The organism is Alloalcanivorax marinus (assembly GCF_016906305.1).
GTDB lineage: Bacteria > Pseudomonadota > Gammaproteobacteria > Pseudomonadales > Alcanivoracaceae > Alloalcanivorax > Alloalcanivorax marinus.
In genome coordinates this window covers 28,617-47,857 of sequence record NZ_JADDOL010000003.1, presented here as the reverse complement: position 1 = coordinate 47,857, position 19,241 = coordinate 28,617, and the positions used below count along the sequence as shown (strand labels likewise).

The following is a 19,241-nucleotide window of genomic DNA, read 5'->3' as shown; positions in this document are numbered from 1 at the left end:
TTTCTATATTTCAACAGCCCGCCCGATGAACAACACCGGCCCGGTGGGGCGGTCCTTGGGCGAGCCGCCTTGCGGTTCCAGGGTCAGTTCGAACAGCTGGCCGCTCTCCACGCCGCCCACCCGATGGGCGGGAATCACCAGCGTCCGGCCCGGTTCCACCAGGCCCAGGGAGCGCGGTCCGGGGGCATCGTTTTCCAGGGTCCAGAACTGCACGCTGCGGTCGGCGGCGTACTGGCCGGTGACCAGCGGCGTCAGTTGCAGATCACCGTCGGCGGAGACGGTGACGCGCCAGCCCGGGCTGGCGGCTTCGCCGGGGGCCTGCAGCACCACCGTGTAGACCGGCGCCGGGGCGCGCAGGGGACCGGCCAGCAGCACCACCGCCACCAGCAACGCGGCGCTGACCGTGCGCCACACCGACACACTGGCCCAGCCGGCCCGCCACCAGGGCGTGGCCAGACCGGCCTGGCGCGCCACCCGCCGCCACAGACGGGGCGGCAGGCGCTCCTCCGGCAGCAGCTCGGCGGCGCCGGTCCAGCTTTCCCGCCAGCGCGCCGCCAGCCGGGCCGCTTCCGCGTCCCACGCCAGCCAGCGTTCGATTTCCTCGGCGCGCTCGCCCTGATGCAAACCGAGTACGTACTCGGCGATCAGCAGACGGCGCTCTTGCGGGTCGTCCGGAATCATAGCCGCAGACACTCCTCCAACCCCTTCAGGCCGGACCGGATCCGGCTCTTGATGGTGCCCAGGGGCACCGCCAGATGGTCGGCGATCTGTTCATAGGTGTAGCCCAGGTAAAACGCCATCAGGATCGGCCGCCGCCGCTCGCCGCGCAAACCGCGCAGACAAACCCGCAGGGCCCGGTCCCGGCGCTCGTCCAGGGAGCACTGCTCCGGCGAGGGGCCCGGGTCGGGCCAGTCGTCGCCGGGCAACGCCTCGTGGTCGTGGCGCCGTGCGCCGCGGTGCTGGCTGAGCAACCGCAAACGCAGGATACCGTGCAGCCAGGCCCGGGCGCTGCCCCGTTCGTGGTGGAAGCGGCGGGCGTTGCGCCAGGCCTGCACGAAGGTGTCCTGCACCGCGTCCTCGGCGGCGGCGCCGTCGCCGGTAAAGCGACGGGCCAGCGCCAGCAGCCGCGGTGCCTCTCGAAGATAGAGCCGATGGAAGGCGTCCCGATCACCGTCGGCGCAGGCCATCAGCAGGGTGTTGCCGTGTTCCAGATCTTGCTGACCGTCGTCCATGGCGGGGTCCGGGGCGCGAAGGATATTGACGCGATCTTGCCGGTGCCGGCGAGAAGGGTCTGTCAACGCCGCCCGCCACGCTCCCCAGGAACAGGCCACCCTTCCCTGGCCGGGAAGAGCGGCCCGCCGGCCGTTACTCGGGCGCGCGGCCCAGGTAGTCGGCGATCAGCGACACCGATTCCGGTGAGGCCTGGTCGTAGCTCAGCGACGGCGCGATGTCACCGCTGGCGGCGTCCAGGATGTTGTCGAACCGCAGCACCTTGCCCTGGGACTTCTCGGCCACATACAGGTGCTCACCGTCGAAGGCGATGTCCACCGGGTTGCCCAGCAGGGTGTTGCCCACGGTGCCGTTGTCGCCGTTGTCGATGCGCACCGCCACATTGGTGATGCCGTCGGCGGTGGACGCCCCGTTCAGCACGTACAGCTTGCCGTCGGTGGGGTTGGCGCCGCTGCCCACGTCGGACAGGATCAGCTGGTCGGTGTCCGCCACATGGACGATGCCGTGCAGGTTGGTGGGCGCGGCGAAGGCGGTGCCGCCCTCGGCGGGCACGATGATGCGGTCCGCGCCGGAGGCGCCGCGCTCGCTGCTGTAGTCGTCGAACACCGCCACGGTGCCGTTGGTGAGCGCCACGTACAGGCGGTCGCCGTCCGGGTCATAGTCCAGATCCCAGGGCGCCACGGTCAGGTCGGTGACGAACACCGGCGCGCTGTCGCCGTCGGCCTGGGCGCCGAACACGCGCACCGCCGGGTCGCCCTGGTCGGTGACCAGCACCCAGCCGAGGCCGTCGGCCACGTCGAAGCCCTTGGGCGCGGACAGGCCGGTATTGCCCCCCTCGATAACGCGGTCGCGGCCGGCGTCCAGGCTGTCGCCGTCACGGCCGGTGGCCAGGCGGTTGACCACGGCGATGCCGGTGTCGGTGGTCACATAGGCGTCGCCCATCTGGTTGAACGCCAGGCTCTCCCGGTCCTGGCCGGTGGTGAAGCCGCGCTGCTGGCTGGTCAGCCCCAGGTCCAGGATCACCACGTCCGCGTCCCCCGGCGCCGCCGGCGGGTTGCTGGTCACCGCCACGCCGGTAAAGGTGACGCCGGTGGCGTCGATGTCGGACAGGTCGGGCATCGGCTCGGCCTCGATCAGCCGGGCCAGGGATTCCGGTTTCACGCTGTCCACCGCCAGATCCGGGGCCACGTCGCCGCTGGCGCCGCTGAACACGTTGCGGTACACCAGCACCGCGTCGTTGGACTTCTCGGCGATGTAGGCGGTATCGCCATCCAGAATCAGATCCACCGGGTTGCCCAGGCGGGTGGCCGGGCCGGCCACGGTGCGCGACGGGGTCACGGTGCCGCTGGCGGTGGAGGCGTTCCCGATCACGTACAGGGCGCCGTCATCGGCGATGGCGGCGTCGCCCACGTCGGTGATCACCAGGGTGTCGGTGTCGGCGCGATAGTCGATGCCGTGAATATTGGAAGGGGTACCGGCGCCGTCCGGGGTGATGGTGCGCGCCGGGGTGGCCATGAAGCCGCCGGCCACGTAGTCGTCGATCACCAGCACGGTGCCGTTGGTCATGGCCAGGAACACCCGGTCGGCGTCTTCGTCATAGACCAGGTCCCAGGCGTTGGCGGGCAGCGCGGTGGTGGCCAGGGGCACGGCCTCCTCGCCGACGGCGGTGCCGAACACCTGCACGCTGTTGCCGCCGGTGTTGGCGGCCATGACCAGGCCGGCCCGGTGGGCGATGGCGATGCCCTTCAGGGTCATGGAACCGTCCGCCGGGACATCGCGGTCCAGAGCGGCGTCCGGGGCGCCGCCGTCGGCGCGCTCGGCGAGGCGGTGCAGCACTTGCAGGCTGCTGGGGGCGCCGTTGCGGTCGTTGGCGGCGTAGAGGTTACCCAGCAGATCCAGGGCGATGCCTTCGTTGGCGTCCGCCGCGAAGGTGGCGGTGACGTTCAGGTCGGCGTCCAGCCGGTCCACCTGGCCGACCAGGCCGCCGCCGTTGTGCATCACCAGCAGGGGCGTGCCCCGTGGCGCGGCGTCACCGCCGCCCGGCGCCCGCCGGCTGTCACTGTTGCCGCCGCAGGCGGCCAGGGTCACCGCCATCGCCAGGGGCGTCAGCCACATCAAACCTTTGCCTTTCACGTTCATGCTTTTCTCCTTGTTGAGCGGGAATGCTTCACGGTGGGCCGGGCGTCTCGCGCTCCGATTTCCCTGGGGTGATACGCACGGCGGGCGGTTTCGGATGTAACCGTGGGTAAAAAAATGTGGCGAACGGTGGGGCGGTGATCTAACCGAATGCCCAGATGTTCTAAAACAGCGCTTTATTTTGCTGATACGGAATATAGAATCAGTGCCCTGTTTTTCTTCCCCCGAGACGGAGTCGCCGCCCCATGCCCCGACACTGGCACCAATGGGCCCTGATCCTGGCCGCCTTCGGCGCCGTGGCGGTGCTGCTGGTGCTGCCGCTGGTGCTGATCTTCAGCCAGGCGTTTTCCCAGGGCGCCGCCGTGGTGGCCGACAACCTGACCAGCACCGACATGATCAGCGCCATCAAGCTGACCGTGATCGTGGCCCTGGTCACGGTGCCGGTGAACCTGCTGTTCGGCGTGCTGCTGGCCTGGTGCGTGACCCGTTATGAGTTCCGTGGCCGCAAGCTGCTCACCACCCTGATCGACATTCCCTTCGCCATGTCTCCGGTGGTGGCCGGCCTCTGTTATCTGGTGGTCTATGGCGGCCAGAGCGTGGTCGGCCAATGGCTGGACAACACCCTGGGCCTGCAGCTGATGTTCGCACTGCCGGGCATGATCATGGTCACCGTGTTCGTGACCTGCCCCTACGTGGCCCGGGTACTGATACCGCTGATGCAGTCCCAGGGCACCGAGGAAGAGGAAGCGGCGGTGCTGCTGGGCGCCTCCGGCTGGCAGGCGTTCTGGTACGTGACCCTGCCCAAGATCCGCTGGGCCCTGCTCTATGGCGTGGTGCTCACCAACGCCCGGGCGGTGGGCGAATTCGGCGCGGTGAGCGTGGTGTCCGGGCTGATTCGCGGCGAGACCCTGACCCTGCCGCTGCTGATCCAGATGCTCAACGAGGACTACAACACCGTGGGCGCGTTCACCGCCGCCGGGCTGCTGGCCGCCCTGGCGCTGGTCACCCTGCTGCTGAAAACCGTGCTGGAATGGCGCCAGCGCCACAAAATCGATGCCGCCCAGGAGGTAACCCCGTGAGTATCCGCGTCGAGTCGATCCGCAAAACCTTCGGCGGCTTCACCGCTCTGGACGACATCAACCTGGACGTCTCCGACGGCGGTCTGGTGGGCCTGCTGGGCCCGTCCGGCTCCGGCAAGACCACCCTGCTGCGCATCATCGCCGGCCTGGAACAGCCTGACCGGGGCCGGGTGTTCTTCAACGACCGGGACGTGACCACCCTGGACGCGCGCCGCCGCCGGGTGGGCTTCGTGTTCCAGCAGTACGCCCTGTTCCGGCACCTGACGGTGGCCGACAACGTGGCCTTCGGCCTGCGCATGCTGCCCCGCGACCAGCGCCCCGGCCGCGACGCCATCCGCGCCCGGGTGCGCGAGTTGCTGGAGCTGGTGCAGATGGACACCATGACCGGCCGCTACCCGGCGCAGCTGTCCGGCGGCCAGAAGCAGCGGGTGGCGCTGGCCCGCGCCCTGGCGCTGAAGCCCGAGGTGCTGCTGCTGGACGAGCCGTTCGGCGCCCTGGACGCCAAGGTGCGCAAGGAGCTGCGCCGCTGGCTGCGCCATCTGCACGAGCAGATCGACGTGACCAGCCTGTTCGTCACCCACGACCAGGAGGAAGCCATGGAGGTCTCCGACCGGGTGGTGGTGATGAGCCAGGGCCACATCGAGCAGGTGGGCACGCCTCTGGAGGTCTACGAGCAGCCCGCCAGCCGCTTCGTGTTCGATTTCCTGGGCCACATCAACGCCCTGGAAGGCCAGTACGACGGTCGGCAGTGGCGGGACGGCGACGCCAGCCTGCGGCTGGACACCCACGGCGCCTGCCCCAACGGCGACCTGACCCTGTATCTGCGCCCCCATGAGGCGACGCTGGCCCGCCAGCCCAGCGACAGCGCCTCGCTGCCGGTACGGGTGGCCGGGCGCAGCGTGTTCGGCGGCACCGTCACCGTGGAACTGGAGCCGCGCGGCTGGGGCCGGGGCATCCTGGAGGTGGAGCTGGACCGGGATGCCTGGCGCCAGCTGGACCCGGGCCGCGACGAGGCCCTGTTCCTGCTGCCCCGGGATTTGCAGACGGTGACCTGCGACGGCGATCTGGGCCCCCGGGTCCGGCCCGCCTGAGCCCCCCGTGCCGGACTGTTCGACAAGTCCGGCCGTGCCTCTTGCCCCCGCCCTTTCACGGGGGCTACAGTGCGCGTGAAGGCTTTCCCCGACCCGGTCTTCGGGGTATGCTCAATTCATCAATAACAGCCCGCGGGGCCCCCTTTACCCACTTGGACACACCAGCCGCTTCCCAGCAAGTCAGTCTTGAACCCTACGACTCCCGTCGCCTGGCCAGCCTCTGTGGCCGGCTGGACGAGCACATCAAGCAGATCGCCCAACGCCTGAAGGTGGACATCCGCAACCGCGGCAACGTGTTCCATTTGTCCGGCGATTCCCAGGCGGTGCAGGCCGCGTCCTCGGTGCTCAGTGATCTTTACGAGCAGACCGCGGAAGTGGAGGACCTGACCCCGGAGATGGTGCATCTGCAGCTGCAGCAATCGGAGCTGGCGGAAAAGGTGGACAACACCGTGGCCTTTCCCAGCGACGAAGTGGTGATCCGCACCAAGCGGGCGCGCATCAAACCGCGCGGCGGCCACCAGCGGGAATACGTCAAGAAGGTACGCCGCTTCGACATCAACTTCGGCATCGGCCCGGCCGGCACCGGCAAGACCTGGCTGGCGGTGGCCTGCGCCGTGGACGCCCTGGAAAAAGCCGAGGTGCAGCGCATTCTGCTGGTGCGCCCGGCGGTGGAGGCCGGCGAGAAGCTGGGCTTTCTGCCCGGCGACCTGGCGGAGAAGATCGATCCCTACCTGCGCCCGCTCTACGACGCCCTTTATGAGATGCTCGGTTTCGAGAAGGTGGCCAAGCTGATGGACCGCATGGTGATCGAGGTGGCGCCGCTGGCCTATATGCGCGGGCGCACCCTGAACAACAGCTTCGTGATTCTGGACGAGGCGCAGAACACCACGCCGGAACAGATGAAGATGTTCCTGACCCGCATCGGCTTCGGCTCCAAGGCGGTGATCACCGGCGACGTGACCCAGGTGGATCTGCCCCGCCATCAGCGCTCCGGGCTGGTCAACGCCCTGGACGTGCTGGACGGCGAGACCGAGATCGGCGTCACCCGTTTCGACAGCCGCGACGTGGTCCGCCACCCGCTGGTGCAACGCATTGTAGAGGCCTACGACCGTCATGAGCGGGATACCGACACCCAGCGTTGAGGTCCAGTGGGCCAGCGACGCCAGCGACGCCCCCGACGAATCGGACTTGCGGGCCTGGGCCCTGAAAGCCGCGGAAGTGGCCGGGGGCGTGGTCGGCGACATCACCGTGCGGGTGGTGGACGACGCCGAGATCCGGGTCCTGAACCGGGAGTACCGGGGCAAGGACAAAGCCACCAACGTGCTGTCCTTCCCCTTCGACATGCCCGAGGGCCTGCCCGAGGACGCCTTCGAGCCGCTGCTCGGCGACATCGTGATCAGCGCGCCGGTGGTGCGCCGCGAAGCCGCCGAGCAGGACAAGGCCCTGGACGCCCACTGGGCGCACATGGTCACCCACGGCGTGCTGCATCTGCTCGGCTACGACCATATCGAGGACGAGGACGCGGAGGTCATGGAGGCCCTGGAAGTCCGCGCCCTGGCCGAGCTGGGCTACCCGGACCCGTACCAACCCCTTGATGATCAACCTTCCACCGAAAGCATGGAGCTCGACCCCTGATGTCGGACGATTATTCCGATAGCGGCACCGGCCGAAGTTGGCTGGAGCGCGTCGGCCAGTTTTTCACCTCCACCCCCGGCTCCCGGGAAGAACTGCTGGCCCTGATGCGCTCCATGCGCGACAGCGACGTGATCGACGGCGACACCCTGGGCATCATCGAAGGCGCCATCTGCGTCTCCGACATGCAGGTGCGGGAGATTCTGATTCCGCGCTCGCAGATGGTCAGCATCCGCGCCTCCGACGACCCCCGCGATTTCCTGCCCACCATCATCGACTGCGCCCACTCCCGCTTTCCGGTGCTGGGCGACGACCCGGACGAAATCATCGGCATTCTGCTGGCCAAGGATCTGCTGGCCCTGATTCTGGAGCCGGCCAAGATGGACCGCTTCTCGATCAAGGACCATGTGCGCTCCGCCATGGTGGTGCCGGAATCCAAGCGCCTGGATTCGCTGCTGCGGGAATTCCGCATTACCAAGAATCACATGGCCATCGTGGTCAATGAATACGGCGGCGTGGCCGGGCTGGTCACCATCGAGGACGTGCTGGAACAGATCGTCGGCGAGATCGAGGACGAGCACGACATCGAGGACGACGACTACCTGATCAAGGATCTGGAAGGCGACGACTACACCGTCAAGGCCCTGACCCCCATCGACGAGTTCAACGAACACTTCAAGACCGGCTTCAGCGACGAGGAATTCGACACCATCGGCGGCCTGGTGATGCAGGCCTTCGGGCATCTGCCGCAGCGGGAAGAGGCGGTGGAAATGGGCGGCTTCCGCTTTACCGTACTGAGCGCCGACGGGCGCACCATCCGGCTGCTGCGGGTCACGCCGCTGGACGGGGCCGCCACCACCGGCGCCGAGTAGCGCCGGCGGCGGGGGCCCGGATCAAAGCCTGAACCTCAGAACTTGAACGCCATCCCCAGGGACAGCACCTTCGGATCACCGCCGGGCACCGTGTTGACCCGGTCGCCGTGGGCGTAGTCCGCGGTACGGTAAACGCCGCTGTCACCCTGGTTCACCGTGGTGGTGGCGGCCAGGTACAGGTCCAGCGCCGGCGCCGCGTGCCAGGTACCCACCAGACTGTACTGATCGGCCTCGTCGTCCCCGGCGTCGGATTCGTCGGCGTGGATCCATTGCGCGCCCAGGGTGTAATCCCGGCGAATATCCCAGGTCACGAAACCGCCCCAGGCATCCCGGTTCAGGTACGCCACGTCGTCGGCGTCCAGCCGGTCGAACAGCGCGCCCACGGTGACCGCGCCGAAGCGGTAGTTGAGGCCGCCGTTAAGACCGCTCACATCGCCGCCAGCGTACAGCTCCGACCAGTCCGTGTAGGCGACGCTGGCCACCAGACCACCCTGCCGCCAGATCGCCGCGCCGCTCCACATGCTGCTGTCGTTGTTGTCGGTGACGCCGTCGGTGTCCTGCTGGCCGGCGCCGTACTGCAACGCCAGCTGCAGACGTTTGTCGAGAAACTTGCGGTCCCAGCGAATCGAGTTCTCCGCGCGCAGGCTCAGGCGCTGGTTGCCGCCGCCGCCGCGACCCAGAATCGCCTGGGGATCGGCCACCGTGGAGGTGAACTGGCTCATGCGGATGCCGTTGCGCTTATAGGGAGTGTCCATGATGCCGAAGCGGATCAGGCCCGCGGGCGTGTCGAAGCCGGCGAAGGTGTCCCGGTTGCCGATACCCCGGTTGCGGGGGGAATCCGGGTCGATGTTCTGCTCCACCTGCCAGACCAGGTCGTATTGATCGCTCAGGGTGTGGCGACCGCGCAGGCCCAGCACCGAGGTGTTGGTGGAGAGGCTGTGGCCGCCGTCCACCAGACCGGCGGAGGGATTCTCCGGCGTGTCGCCCAGGTCCGAGTCGGCGTAGTCCACGGACAGACGCAGGGCGCCGTAGATTTCCAGTTTTTCCGCGGCCAGCGGGATGGCGCCCGCCACCATGGGGGTCAGGCCGGCAAGCAGAACCGGCAGCGCCGGCGCGATTTTTGTTTTCATAGAGCTCTCCAGATTTTCCATTCTTGGTTTTATGAACACGTCTTGCCCGGGACGACGCGCGCGGCGCCGCCAGCAAAGCGGTTCGGGTGACAAGGGACGGCTTGACGGCGCCGCCGGGCCGGATTCACGAATTCAGTTCAGCCAGGATCTCCTCAGTGTGTTCGCCCAGGCCCGGCGCCGGCCGGGGCGACCACAGCGCCCGGCCGTCGATCAGCATCGGCAGGCGCAGATCGAGCCCTTCGCCCCCGCTCAGCGGCCCGGTCAGTCGCCGGTGCACCAGTTGCGGATCGTCCAGGGCCTGGTCCCGCTCGTAGACCGGGGCCCAGGGGATGTCGGTGGCGTCCAGCGCCCGCGCCCAATGCGCCCGGGGCTCCTCGGCGAACAGCGTTTTCAGCAGTCCGTGGACCTCGCGCTTGCGGGCCTGGCGTTCCGCCCGCCGGCACAGGGCCGGCTCGCGCAACGCCGGGCACCGGTCACCGAACAGGTCGGCCAGCTGCCCCCAATAGCGGTTTTCGAAGATGCCCAGGCTCAGCCACAGGCCGTCGGCGCACGGGAACAGATCGTTGTCGGGCATCACCGACCGGGTGTGTTCCATATCGCCGGGCTCGCCGTCGCGCACCGCCAGGGCATGGGGCAGGCACCAGGCACTGATGGATTCCTGGATCGCCACGTCCAGGTGGCAGCCCTCACCGCCCAAGCGCACGGTCATCAGCGCTTGCACGACGCCCAGGGCGGCGTGCATGGCGGCGGCGTAATCGGCCAGCCGCACCTTGGGCCGGGCGATGCGGTCCTCCACCTGGGAAGGCGTCGCGAAGTAGCCCGCCAGGGACAGGCAGTTGAGATCGTGGGCGGTGCGGTCCCGATAGGGGCCGTCCTGGCCGAAGCTGCTGATCGAGCAGTACACCAGCTTCGGGTTAAGGGCCCGCGCCTGGGGCCAGCCGATGCCCAGGCGTTCGGCGACGCCGGGACGAAACCCTTCCAGCACCACATCGGCCCGCTGGAACAGGGCGCGCACCGTGTCCACGCCCTGCTCGCTTTTCAGGTCCACGGCGATGGAGCGCTTGCCCCGGTTGTAGGTGGCGAACACCCGCTCGCCCAGGGCCCGGGTGCCGTCGCCGCCGTCGGCGCGCTCCACCTTGATCACCTCGGCGCCCAGCTGCGCCAGCAGCAGGCCGGCGTGGGGGCCGGGCAGCAGCCCGGCCAGTTCCACCACCGTGGTGCCCGCCAGCGGCCGGCTCATGACGACCGGGCCTCGTCGGCGTAGCGCTTCAGATACCCCTTGGCGATGGTGTTGCGCTGAATCTCGCTGGTGCCGGTGACGATCCGGTACATGCGCAGCATCCGGAACACCCACTCCACGGTACTGCCCTGCATCAGGCCCACGCCGCCGTGCACCTGGATGGCGCGGTCGGCGATGGCGAAGGCTTTCTCCGAACAGAACAGCTTGCTCATGGCCGACGCTTCGCGGGTGTCCTCGCCCCGGTCGATGCGGCGCGCCACGTCCAGCATCAGGCAACGGGCGGCGTGCAGGTCGGTGGCCATGTCCGCCAGGGTGTGCTGGATTGCCTGGAAGCCGGCGATCGGCTGGCCGAACTGGCGGCGCCGGGTGGCGTAGCGGGCGGAGGCGTCCAGGGACTGGATCGCCAGGCCGGTCATGGTCGGGCAATGCAGCAGCCGGTTCACGGTGATCCGCGACATGCCCAGCCGGAACCCCTGCCCTTCCTCGCCGAGCACCTGGGTGGCGGGAATGCGCACGTCCTCCAGGCGGATATCGGCGTGCTGGTTCTTGCCGGAAATCGGGGTGTAGTCCGAGCTGACGGTGACCCCGGGGCGGTTGAAGTCGACCAGGAAGGCGGTGACGCCCCGGGCCCCTGCGTCCGGGTCGGTGACCGCCATCAGGATGGCGAAGTCCGCGTAGGGCGCCCCGGAGATGTAACGCTTGAGACCGTTGAGCACATAGTGGTCGCCGTCGCGGACCGCCCGGGTGCTCAGGTTGCTGGCGTCGGAACCCGCTTCCGGCTCGGTGAGCGCGAAGCACACCGTGCGCTCGGCGCGCACCACCGGCAGCAGGTGGCTTTCCATCTGCCCGGGCGTGGCGATGTGGAACAGATGACCGACCCGGCCCGGACCGCCCAGCTCACCCAGCACGTGCGCGGACAGCTTGGCGCCGGAGGCGGCCACGTCTTCCTTGAGCAGACACTGGTCGTAAACGCTCAGCCCACGGCCGCCCTGGGCCTCCGGCAGCTGGGCGCCGTACAGGCCGGCGTCTCGGGACGCCTTCCAGATGCCGCGCAGCAGATCCATGGAAGGCTCGCTTTCAAAGCCGATGCCGTGCTCCGCTTCCAGCGGCTTGAGGTAGTTGTCGATAAAGTCACGGGCCTCGGCGCGCACCCGTTCGCCGTTTTCACTGGCGGTGAAGCGTTCGTACATGATGATGCTCCTGTTCGACCGGACGACGATCAGCCGACCTGGCGGTCGTGATCCTTCCAGAAGGTGTCGCGCACCAGGCGCCGGGCCACCTTGCCGTTGGGGTTCTTGGGCAGTTCATCGATGAAGCGCACGTGACGGGGCTTCTTGAAACTGGCCAGGTGCTCGGCGCAGTAGTCCACCAGCGCGGCTTCCTCCACGGTTTCCCCAAGGCGGCACACCACGAAGGCAATCACCTGCTCGCCCCACTCCGGATCCGGCGCGCCGACCACGCAGCACTCGGCCACCGCCGGATGACGGAACAGCACCGTTTCGATTTCCGCAGGGTAGATGTTGAAGCCGCCGGAAATGATCATGTCCTTCTTGCGATCGATGATGTACAGGAAGCCTTCCTCGTCCCGGCGCGCCACGTCACCGGTGTGGTACCAGCCGTCCTTGATCACTTCCTCGGTCAGGTCCGGGGCGTTCCAGTAGCCCTGCATCACGTCCGGCCCGCGCACCAGAATTTCACCGGCCTCACCGTCCGGCAGCGGATTGCCGTCGTCGTCGGCGATGATCACCTCGGATTCGCCATAGGGGCGTCCGCAGGAACCGAGCAGCTCCGGCTTGTCCTTCAGGCCACGCAGGTGGTCTTCCAGGGTCAGGATGGAAATGGTCGAGGTGGTCTCGCCGGCGCCGTAGCCCTGGGTGAAAATCGGGCCGAATACGTCCATGGCTTCGCGCAGCCGCGACGGCGCCATGGGCGCCGCGCCATAGGTGATGCGACGCAGGCTGGACAGGTCGTAATCGCCGGCCAGACCGCTGTCGATCAGGCGGTACAGCATGGTGGGCACGGCGAAGAAGCGGGTGATGCGCTCGCGCTGAATGGTGGCGAACAGCTCGGCGATGTCGAAGCGGTCGATCAGGTAGTTGCAGCCACCGGTGGTCAGCGTCGGCATGATCTGCATGCCGCTGGCGTGGGTCACCGGGCCCACATGACCGAGCACCTCGTCCTGGGCGAAACGGCCCTCCGGCAGCATCAGGGATTTGCGCACCAGCGCCAGGCGGTTACCGAAGGTCTGCACCGCCGCCTTCAGGCGGCCGGAGGAACCGGAGGTGTAATGCAGCACCGCGGGCGCATCCTGATCCACCTGTACCGCCGGCAGCGCGGTGTCGCCCTTGGCCAGCAGCGCCTCGAAGCCCTGGTCGCCGTCAGCGCCGATCACCACCACCTGCTCCACCACCGGCAGCGCGTCCCGGCGATCCAGGATCCCCGGGGCATGCTCCGGTCCGACGATCAGCACCCGCGCCTGGGCGTCCTCCAGGACGTGCAGGGCTTCCTCCGTGGACAGCCGCGCGTTCAAGGGCGCCTTCACCAGGCCCGCTTTGTACAGCGCCACTTCCGCTTCCACCAGTTCCACGCGGTTGAGGCTGTAGAGGGCGACCCGATCACCGGGCTCCAGGCCCAGCCCGAGCAGCGCATTGGCGAGCCGGTTGGAACGTTCTTCCAGCTGGCGGTAGCTGACCCGGCGATGGCGATCCGCCACCGCCGGGCGGTCCGGCCAATAACGTGCGCTGCGGGTCACCAGATGACCAAGGTTCACTGCATTCTCCCTGTTCCTGTTATTCGAATGGCCGCCACCAAGCGACGGCAAGTCATTCAAAAATCATGGCCAAGGGCGAATGCATTGAAAAATATTATTTTATGATTTTTGCCATCACATTTATTTTTGGCAAAAAAAATTTTTATTTTTTCTTTTTTCCAAAAAAAAGGCCGGCCCATGCGAGACCGGCCAGCCCATTGGGAGACGGAAATCAGCGCTTATTTCAGGATGGCCGACGCCTTTCCGGCACGACGATGCTGTCTCAACAAACTGACCAGCACCACCGCCGCCAGCAGAATAAAGACACAGGCAATGGGTCGCTGCAAAAGATAAAGCGGATCGCCGTCGGCCATGATCATGGCCTGACCGAACGCTTCCTCGAACATGGGCCCGAGCACATAGCCGATAATGAAAGTGACGAACGAAAAATTCAGCATGCGCATAAAGAAGCCGGCCACCGCCATGCCCAGCAACAGCCAGGCATCAAACAGGCTGTCGGCCACGATCACGCCGGTAATACACAGCACCACCACGCAGGGAATGATGTAGGTGAGTGGAATACGAATCACCCGGGCGAACAGCCCCATGGTGAACAGCCCGGTGATCAGATTGAGCAGATCGCCGATCAGCATCACCGCGAACAGCGAATAGACCAGGCGCGGCTGTTCCGAGAACAGCTGCGGCCCCGGGGTCAGGCCATGGATCAGAAAGGCGCCGAGAATGATCGCCGCCGCCACGTTGCCGGGAATCCCCAGGGACAGCAGCGGAATGAAGTTGGCGCCCACCACCGAACTGTTGGCCGCTTCCGAGGCCGCCACGCCGCGAATTTCCCCTTTGCCAAAACGCTCCGGGGTTTTCGAGGCGCGCTTGGCGGCGGTGTAACCGAGAAAGCCAGCGGCGCTGGAGCCGATGCCGGGGATCGCGCCGATCAGGGTGCCGATCATGGTGGAGCGCAGAATGGTGGGCAGAATGGTGCGGAAGTCCTGCCAGGTGAACGGCTCGCCGGCCTTCACCGATTCGCTGTTCTTCTGGTCCAGCCGCGGCAGGCTGTCGGAGAACACGATCTGCCGCAGAATCTCGCCCAGCGCCAGCACACCGATGCCGGCGGCGGTGATGGAAATACCGTCCATGAGCTCCGGGATGCCGAAGGTGAGCCGCTCGGCGGCGGTGCTCTGGTCCATGCCCACCAGGCTCATGAACAGGCCCAGGAAGGCGGCGATCAAACCCTTGATCATGGAATTGCCCACCAGGCCGGCGATGATCACCAGGGCCACCAGAATCACGGCGGCCATTTCCGGCGGGCCCATTTTCATGGCCACGATGGACAGCGGCGCGGCCACGAAGATCAGCACCAGATCGCTGAGGGTGTCGCCGGTCACCGAGGAAAAGTGCGCCGCCCTGAGGGCCTTGCGCGCCTTGCCCTGCTGGGTCATGGGATAGCCGTCGAAGGTGCTGGCGGTGGCCTCCGGCGAGCCCGGGGTGTTCATCAGGATCGCCGACACCGCGCCACCGATGGTGCCACCCTTGTTGATGCCGATCAGAAAGCCCAGCGCCGCCACCGGGCTCATGTAAAAGGTATAGGGCACGGCGATGGTGATGGCGATCAGCGAGCCGACGCCGGGCGCGGCGGCGAACAGCTGGCCAATCAATACCCCAAGCAGTACGAACAGCACATTGCTCAGAGTGAAAGCGTCGGAGAAACCGGCGAGTATCGTGTCCATGGGAATCTCCTAAGGCAGAGGCGTGCCCAGCACGCGATCGAACAGAACCCAGAGAAACAGGCTCCAGCCCAGGGACGTCAGTACGATGGGCAGCCAGCGGCGCTCACCCATCAACAGCATCAGCAGAGCCACCGCCACCACCGCCGCCGCCAGGAAGCCGACCCACTGCATCAGCGCCAGCACCAGGGCCAGCACCGCCAGCACCACCACCAGCCGTTTCAGGGCCGCGCGACTGACCGGCGCGGGCCGCTCCGCCAGGGCGCGGTCACGGGCGCTGAAGATCACCAGCGCCACGCCCAGCACCGTCACCGCGCCGGCGCACAGATAAGGAAAGGCCCGTGGCGACAGCCCGAACCCCATGCCCGAACTGATGTGTTGAGGAATCAGATAAAACACGCTGAAGAGGCCGGCCAGGGTGACAAGCACCCCCGCCGACAGATCCACGATCCGAGCGTTCATGACAGCTTTGCCTCGCGAAAAACGCGGTGATTATTCGGAGAATTCCCGCTCGTTCTCAGCGCTGCGGAGTTGGATAAAGCGGGTCAGCGTTTCCGCCGGCAGCACCACATTGGGGAACTTCATTTTTTCTTCGGCCAGGTTCGCCACGTCCTTGGAGGTGGCCGCCTTGCGAATCGCCGCCAGCAGTTTGTCGCGCACCGGCGCGGGGATGCCCTTGGGCGCCGCCAGCATGAAATAGCTGGTGTAGCTGCGGTCATAGCCTTGCTCACGAATGGTCGGCACGTCCGGGGAGGTGCGCAGGCGTTCGCTGTTCATGGCCACGATCACCTTGACGCCCTGATCGTTCAGGTACGCCTGATGCACGCCGGCGCTCCAGCCCACGTCCAGATGGCGCCCCATCACATCGGTGATGATCTGGCGCCCGCCCTTGATCGGCACGGTGCGCACGCGAATGCCTTCCTGCTTGGCCAGGCGTTCGGCGAACTTGGTGGTGATCGGCGACAGGGAACCGAAGGTGAGGCCGCCCTGCTCGCGGGCATAGGCCAGCATCTCCTCCCAGGTGGAAAACGGCGCGCTGGCCCCGGCCACCAGGGCGTTCTGCAGCTCGGTGACGGTGGCCAGATAGTCGAAATCATCGGGCTGGTAGGCGGTGCGCACGATGAACGGCAGCGCATCGAAGGTGGAGTCCGAGGTAAAGCCCACGGTGTATCCATCCGCCGGGGCCCGTTGCAGCAGGGTGGCCATTACCACGCCACCACCACCGGCCTTGTTCTCCACCACCACCGGCTGGCCCAGGTCTTCTTCCAGGGCCCGGGCCATCAAGCGCGCCAGGGTGTCGGCGCCGCCCCCGGCGGAAAAGCCCACCAGCAGCGTGATCGGTTTGGATGGCCACTGGTCCGCCGTCGCCGACGGGGATACCAGGGTCGCGGTCAGGGTGCACACCGCCAGAACGGCGGCGGCGCAGTGTTTTATTAGTCTCATTCTGCTCTCCACGGGCAGGGCGCCCAGTTTTCTTTTTTGCACGGAGGGCCAAGGGCCCAAAAACGTTCCAGGCAGAGTAAAGAGGGCGCCCAAGAGAAAAAAATATTATTTCACGATATTTGGCATCACATTTTTTAATGCCGGCATCTGCTCCGCCGGCAACACCACGTCCGCCTGCCAGTCGCCCGCCCGGGCCGCTTCCACCATCAGCGTGATCAGCCCGTCGCGCACCCGCTCCGCCGGGCGCGACAGGGGCCGCTTGCGCGGCCAGGCCACGGTCATCAGGCGCTGCACCCTGGGATTGACGATGCGCCGGGCCAGGCGCGGGTGGGTTCGGTTGTCCGGCAGCGGCATGGGCAGGTTGGCGATGATGCAGGCCAGCCCCTGATCCACCACCGACGTCAGCGTTTTCGGCCCGTTCTGTTCAAAGCGCAGGTTCAGCCGGGCGCCGGCGGCCACCACGTGCTCGTCGATGACGCGCCGCATATTGTGGGTGCGGTCGCCGAGAATCAGCGGCCGGCTCGCCGCGTCCGCCAGATCGATATCGCCGGTTTCCGGCCCCACCAGGTCCGGCGCGCCGATCAGGTAGAAGTACTCGCGCAGTACCGGGATCGACTCCACGTCGTCCAGCTCCGCGGCGTTGGGGTTGACCCCCAGCTCCACCTTGCCGGTCTCCACCACATGGCCGCTTTCCGAACTGAGGCCCTCGACGATGTGCAACCGGATACGGGGATAGTGCTGCTCCAGCCAGGCCAGCAGGCGCGGCGCCAGAAACGCGGTCACCGTCACCGGCAGGGCGATGATCACGTCGCCGGCGGGCTCCGATTCCAGCGAAGTGCGCAGGTCGTTGCGGGCAATTTCCATCTGCCGCAGGATCAGCCGGGCATGGTTGACCAGCCGCTGGCCGTGGCGGGTGGGCGCCACGCCCCGGTTGGTGCGCTCGAACAGCTGCACCGCCAGCTCCTTTTCCAGGCCGATGATTTGCTGGCTGAGCGCCGGCTGCACGATGTTCAGCCGCTGGGCGGCGGCGGAAAAGCTGCCTTCCTCGAACACCGCCACCAGGGCGTTCAATTGCTTCAGGTTCATGGGCGTCTCCCGACGGCGCCGGGAGCGGGCCCGGCGAATCGTTTTTGTGATGCGAAGGGCGGCTTTATCTCTTTTTGCTATGGCAATGGCAAGTTTCGCGCCGCCGCCGTCCCATGGCATGGAACACGGATTTTGCGTATAACGTGGCTTCACGCGCCGGGGCGCCCGCCCCGCCATGACTCCAGCACCGGGACCGATGACACCCATGCTCAACCTGCTGCTTGCCCCGCTCGCCGGGCTTCTGTTTCCGCTGGCGTTCGCGCCTTATGACCTGTGGCCGCTGTTGCCGGTGAGTATCGCCCTGGGCTACGTGACCCTGGTGCGCGCGCCGACGCCGCGCCGGGCGTTGCTGCACGGCTGGCTGTACGGGCTGGGGCTGTTCGGCTTCGGGGTCAGTTGGCTGCATGTGTCGATGACCGACTACGGATTCATGCCGCTGTGGATGGCGATTCCGTTCACCGCCGCCTTCGCCGCCTTCATGGCGCTGTTTTACGGACTCACCTTCTGGCTGACCCGGCGCATGGGCGGCGGCGCGCTGATGTTCGCCGGCGTCTGGGTGCTGCTGGATTGGGTACGCGGCTGGCTGTTCACCGGTTTCCCCTGGCTGTACGCCGGCTACGCCGCCATCGACACGCCGTTGTCCGGGCTGGCGCCGCTGGGCGGCATCTGGGCCATGACCCTGACGGCGGTGCTGCTGTCCGCCACCGGCATCGATCTGATCGCCCGGCGCGGGCGCGCCACCGGCCCGCTGGCCCTGTCCGCGCTGCTGGTGGTGGCCGCCCTGGTGGGCGGCCAACTGACCTTCACCCACCCCGCCGGCGACCGCCAGGCGGTGGCCCTGGCCCAGGGCAACGTGCCCCAGGACCTGAAATGGCTGGCCACCATGCGTCAGGAAACCCGCGAAATCTACGCCGGCCTCACCGACCAGGTGCCCGACGACACCCTGGTGATCTGGCCGGAGTCGGCGATGATCGAGTTCTACCAGGACATCCGGGGCTTCGTGGACGATGAAGGCCGGGCCCTGGCCGCCCGCGGCGGGGCGCTGATCAGCGGCCTGCCCTGGCGCGACGACCGCCGCCTGCCCACCACCTACCACAACAGCATCGCGGTGGTCGGGACCGACCACGACGACGGCGTCTACCACAAACAGAAGCTGGTGCCGTTCGGCGAGTACGTGCCCTTCCAGGACCTGCTGCGCGGGCTGATTCCGTTCTTCGACCTGCCCATGTCCAGCTTCACGCCGGGCCACCCGGGCCAGCCCAACCTGCACGCCCTGGGCCATGAGATCGCGCCCTTTATCTGCTACGAGATTCTCTATCCGGATCTGGTGGCCACCCGCAGCGCCGGCGCCGATGTGCTGCTGACGATCAGCAACGACGCTTGGTTCGGCACCTCCGCCGGGCCCCATCAGCATTTCCAGATGAGCCGCCTGCGCGCGGTGGAAACCGGCCGCTGGCTGCTGCGTGGCACCAACAACGGCATCACCGCGGTGGTCGACCAGCACGGCAAGGTGCGCGACCGGCTGCCGCAGTTCGAGCGCGACCTGCTGCTGACCGAGTACCAGCCGCGCCAGGGCAGCACCCCGTTCATGACCACCGGCGCCTGGCCCACCCTGCTGCTGGCGCTGGCCCTGGTGGTGCTCAACCGGGGCCGCCGGGCCCGTGGCCTGCTGGACACCTTTCCCGGGCGCTAGCCTCGTCCGGGCATGGTTTATATTTTTTAGGAATAAGCATATAACCCATTTGACATCAGCCCCTTCGGCCTCCTATAAACAGCAGGGACATCGTCACCGAACAGCGTCCCCGAGGAGGCCG

The 19,241-nt window shown here is 67.2% G+C and carries 17 protein-coding genes; 6 read left to right on the top strand and 11 right to left on the bottom strand.

Features of this window, described 5'->3' with window-relative positions; genetic code table 11:
* Window positions 1-3: 3 nt before the first annotated feature.
* The 3 genes from IM760_RS03135 to IM760_RS03125 all read right to left on the bottom strand — a co-directional run bounded on the left by IM760_RS03135 (window position 4) and on the right by IM760_RS03125 (window position 3,369).
* Complete coding sequence (locus tag IM760_RS03135) at window positions 4-681, bottom strand: anti-sigma factor (RefSeq protein WP_204427082.1); 678 nt, start codon at window positions 679-681, stop codon at window positions 4-6.
* Entirely contained in the window at window positions 678-1,232 is a 555-nt protein-coding gene (locus IM760_RS03130; protein ID WP_204427081.1) for an RNA polymerase sigma factor, read from the bottom strand. Before IM760_RS03130 ends, IM760_RS03135 begins: the two co-directional genes overlap by 4 nt.
* A gap of 133 nt (window positions 1,233-1,365) precedes the next feature.
* Window positions 1,366-3,369, bottom strand: coding sequence for a YncE family protein (locus IM760_RS03125; protein WP_204427080.1), 2,004 nt, complete (start codon window positions 3,367-3,369; stop codon window positions 1,366-1,368).
* Window positions 3,370-3,611: 242 nt separating this feature from the next.
* Here IM760_RS03125 and cysW point away from each other — a divergent pair, with 242 nt between their 5' ends.
* From cysW to IM760_RS03100, 5 genes are all read left to right on the top strand, one after another.
* Complete coding sequence (gene cysW / locus IM760_RS03120) at window positions 3,612-4,445, top strand: sulfate ABC transporter permease subunit CysW (protein WP_204427079.1); 834 nt, start codon at window positions 3,612-3,614, stop codon at window positions 4,443-4,445.
* The gene (locus IM760_RS03115) at window positions 4,442-5,536 is read left to right on the top strand and encodes a TOBE-like domain-containing protein (RefSeq protein WP_204427078.1); all 1,095 of its coding nucleotides are present in this window, start codon (window positions 4,442-4,444) and stop codon (window positions 5,534-5,536) included. Before cysW ends, IM760_RS03115 begins: the two co-directional genes overlap by 4 nt.
* A 152-nt stretch (window positions 5,537-5,688) precedes the next feature.
* Window positions 5,689-6,678, top strand: coding sequence for a PhoH family protein (locus IM760_RS03110; protein WP_228232460.1), 990 nt, complete (start codon window positions 5,689-5,691; stop codon window positions 6,676-6,678).
* Window positions 6,650-7,171, top strand: coding sequence for an rRNA maturation RNase YbeY (gene ybeY / locus IM760_RS03105; RefSeq protein ID WP_204427076.1), 522 nt, complete (start codon window positions 6,650-6,652; stop codon window positions 7,169-7,171). Before IM760_RS03110 ends, ybeY begins: the two co-directional genes overlap by 29 nt.
* Window positions 7,171-8,040 (top strand): HlyC/CorC family transporter, encoded by an 870-nt coding sequence (locus IM760_RS03100; protein ID WP_204427075.1) that lies wholly within the window; start codon window positions 7,171-7,173, stop codon window positions 8,038-8,040. The genes ybeY and IM760_RS03100 overlap by 1 nt, the downstream gene beginning before the upstream one ends.
* Before the next feature lie 35 nt (window positions 8,041-8,075).
* On the opposite strand, the gene IM760_RS03095 is transcribed toward IM760_RS03100, so the two are convergent.
* The 8 genes from IM760_RS03095 to IM760_RS03060 form a co-directional block, all read right to left on the bottom strand.
* Complete coding sequence (locus tag IM760_RS03095; protein ID WP_204427074.1) at window positions 8,076-9,170, bottom strand: porin; 1,095 nt, start codon at window positions 9,168-9,170, stop codon at window positions 8,076-8,078.
* 124 nt (window positions 9,171-9,294) lie between these two features.
* A complete protein-coding gene (locus IM760_RS03090; protein ID WP_204427073.1) occupies window positions 9,295-10,410 on the bottom strand; it encodes a CaiB/BaiF CoA transferase family protein in 1,116 nt (371 codons plus the stop codon).
* Complete coding sequence (locus IM760_RS03085) at window positions 10,407-11,600, bottom strand: acyl-CoA dehydrogenase family protein (protein WP_204427072.1); 1,194 nt, start codon at window positions 11,598-11,600, stop codon at window positions 10,407-10,409. Before IM760_RS03085 ends, IM760_RS03090 begins: the two co-directional genes overlap by 4 nt.
* 29 nt (window positions 11,601-11,629) lie before the next feature.
* Window positions 11,630-13,180, bottom strand: coding sequence for a long-chain-fatty-acid--CoA ligase (locus IM760_RS03080; protein ID WP_204427071.1), 1,551 nt, complete (start codon window positions 13,178-13,180; stop codon window positions 11,630-11,632).
* A 218-nt stretch (window positions 13,181-13,398) separates the two neighbouring features.
* Window positions 13,399-14,901 (bottom strand): tripartite tricarboxylate transporter permease, encoded by a 1,503-nt coding sequence (locus IM760_RS03075; protein ID WP_204427070.1) that lies wholly within the window; start codon window positions 14,899-14,901, stop codon window positions 13,399-13,401.
* Window positions 14,902-14,910: 9 nt separating this feature from the next.
* Window positions 14,911-15,360 (bottom strand): tripartite tricarboxylate transporter TctB family protein, encoded by a 450-nt coding sequence (locus IM760_RS03070; protein ID WP_204427069.1) that lies wholly within the window; start codon window positions 15,358-15,360, stop codon window positions 14,911-14,913.
* Between the two features lie 30 nt (window positions 15,361-15,390).
* A complete protein-coding gene (locus tag IM760_RS03065; RefSeq protein ID WP_204427068.1) occupies window positions 15,391-16,341 on the bottom strand; it encodes a tripartite tricarboxylate transporter substrate binding protein in 951 nt (316 codons plus the stop codon).
* 105 nt (window positions 16,342-16,446) lie between these two features.
* Complete coding sequence (locus tag IM760_RS03060; protein ID WP_204427067.1) at window positions 16,447-17,427, bottom strand: LysR family transcriptional regulator; 981 nt, start codon at window positions 17,425-17,427, stop codon at window positions 16,447-16,449.
* Between the two features lie 205 nt (window positions 17,428-17,632).
* Between IM760_RS03060 and lnt the strand changes: the two genes are divergently transcribed.
* Window positions 17,633-19,120 (top strand): apolipoprotein N-acyltransferase, encoded by a 1,488-nt coding sequence (gene lnt / locus IM760_RS03055; protein ID WP_204427066.1) that lies wholly within the window; start codon window positions 17,633-17,635, stop codon window positions 19,118-19,120.
* The last annotated feature ends 121 nt before the right edge of the window (window positions 19,121-19,241 follow it).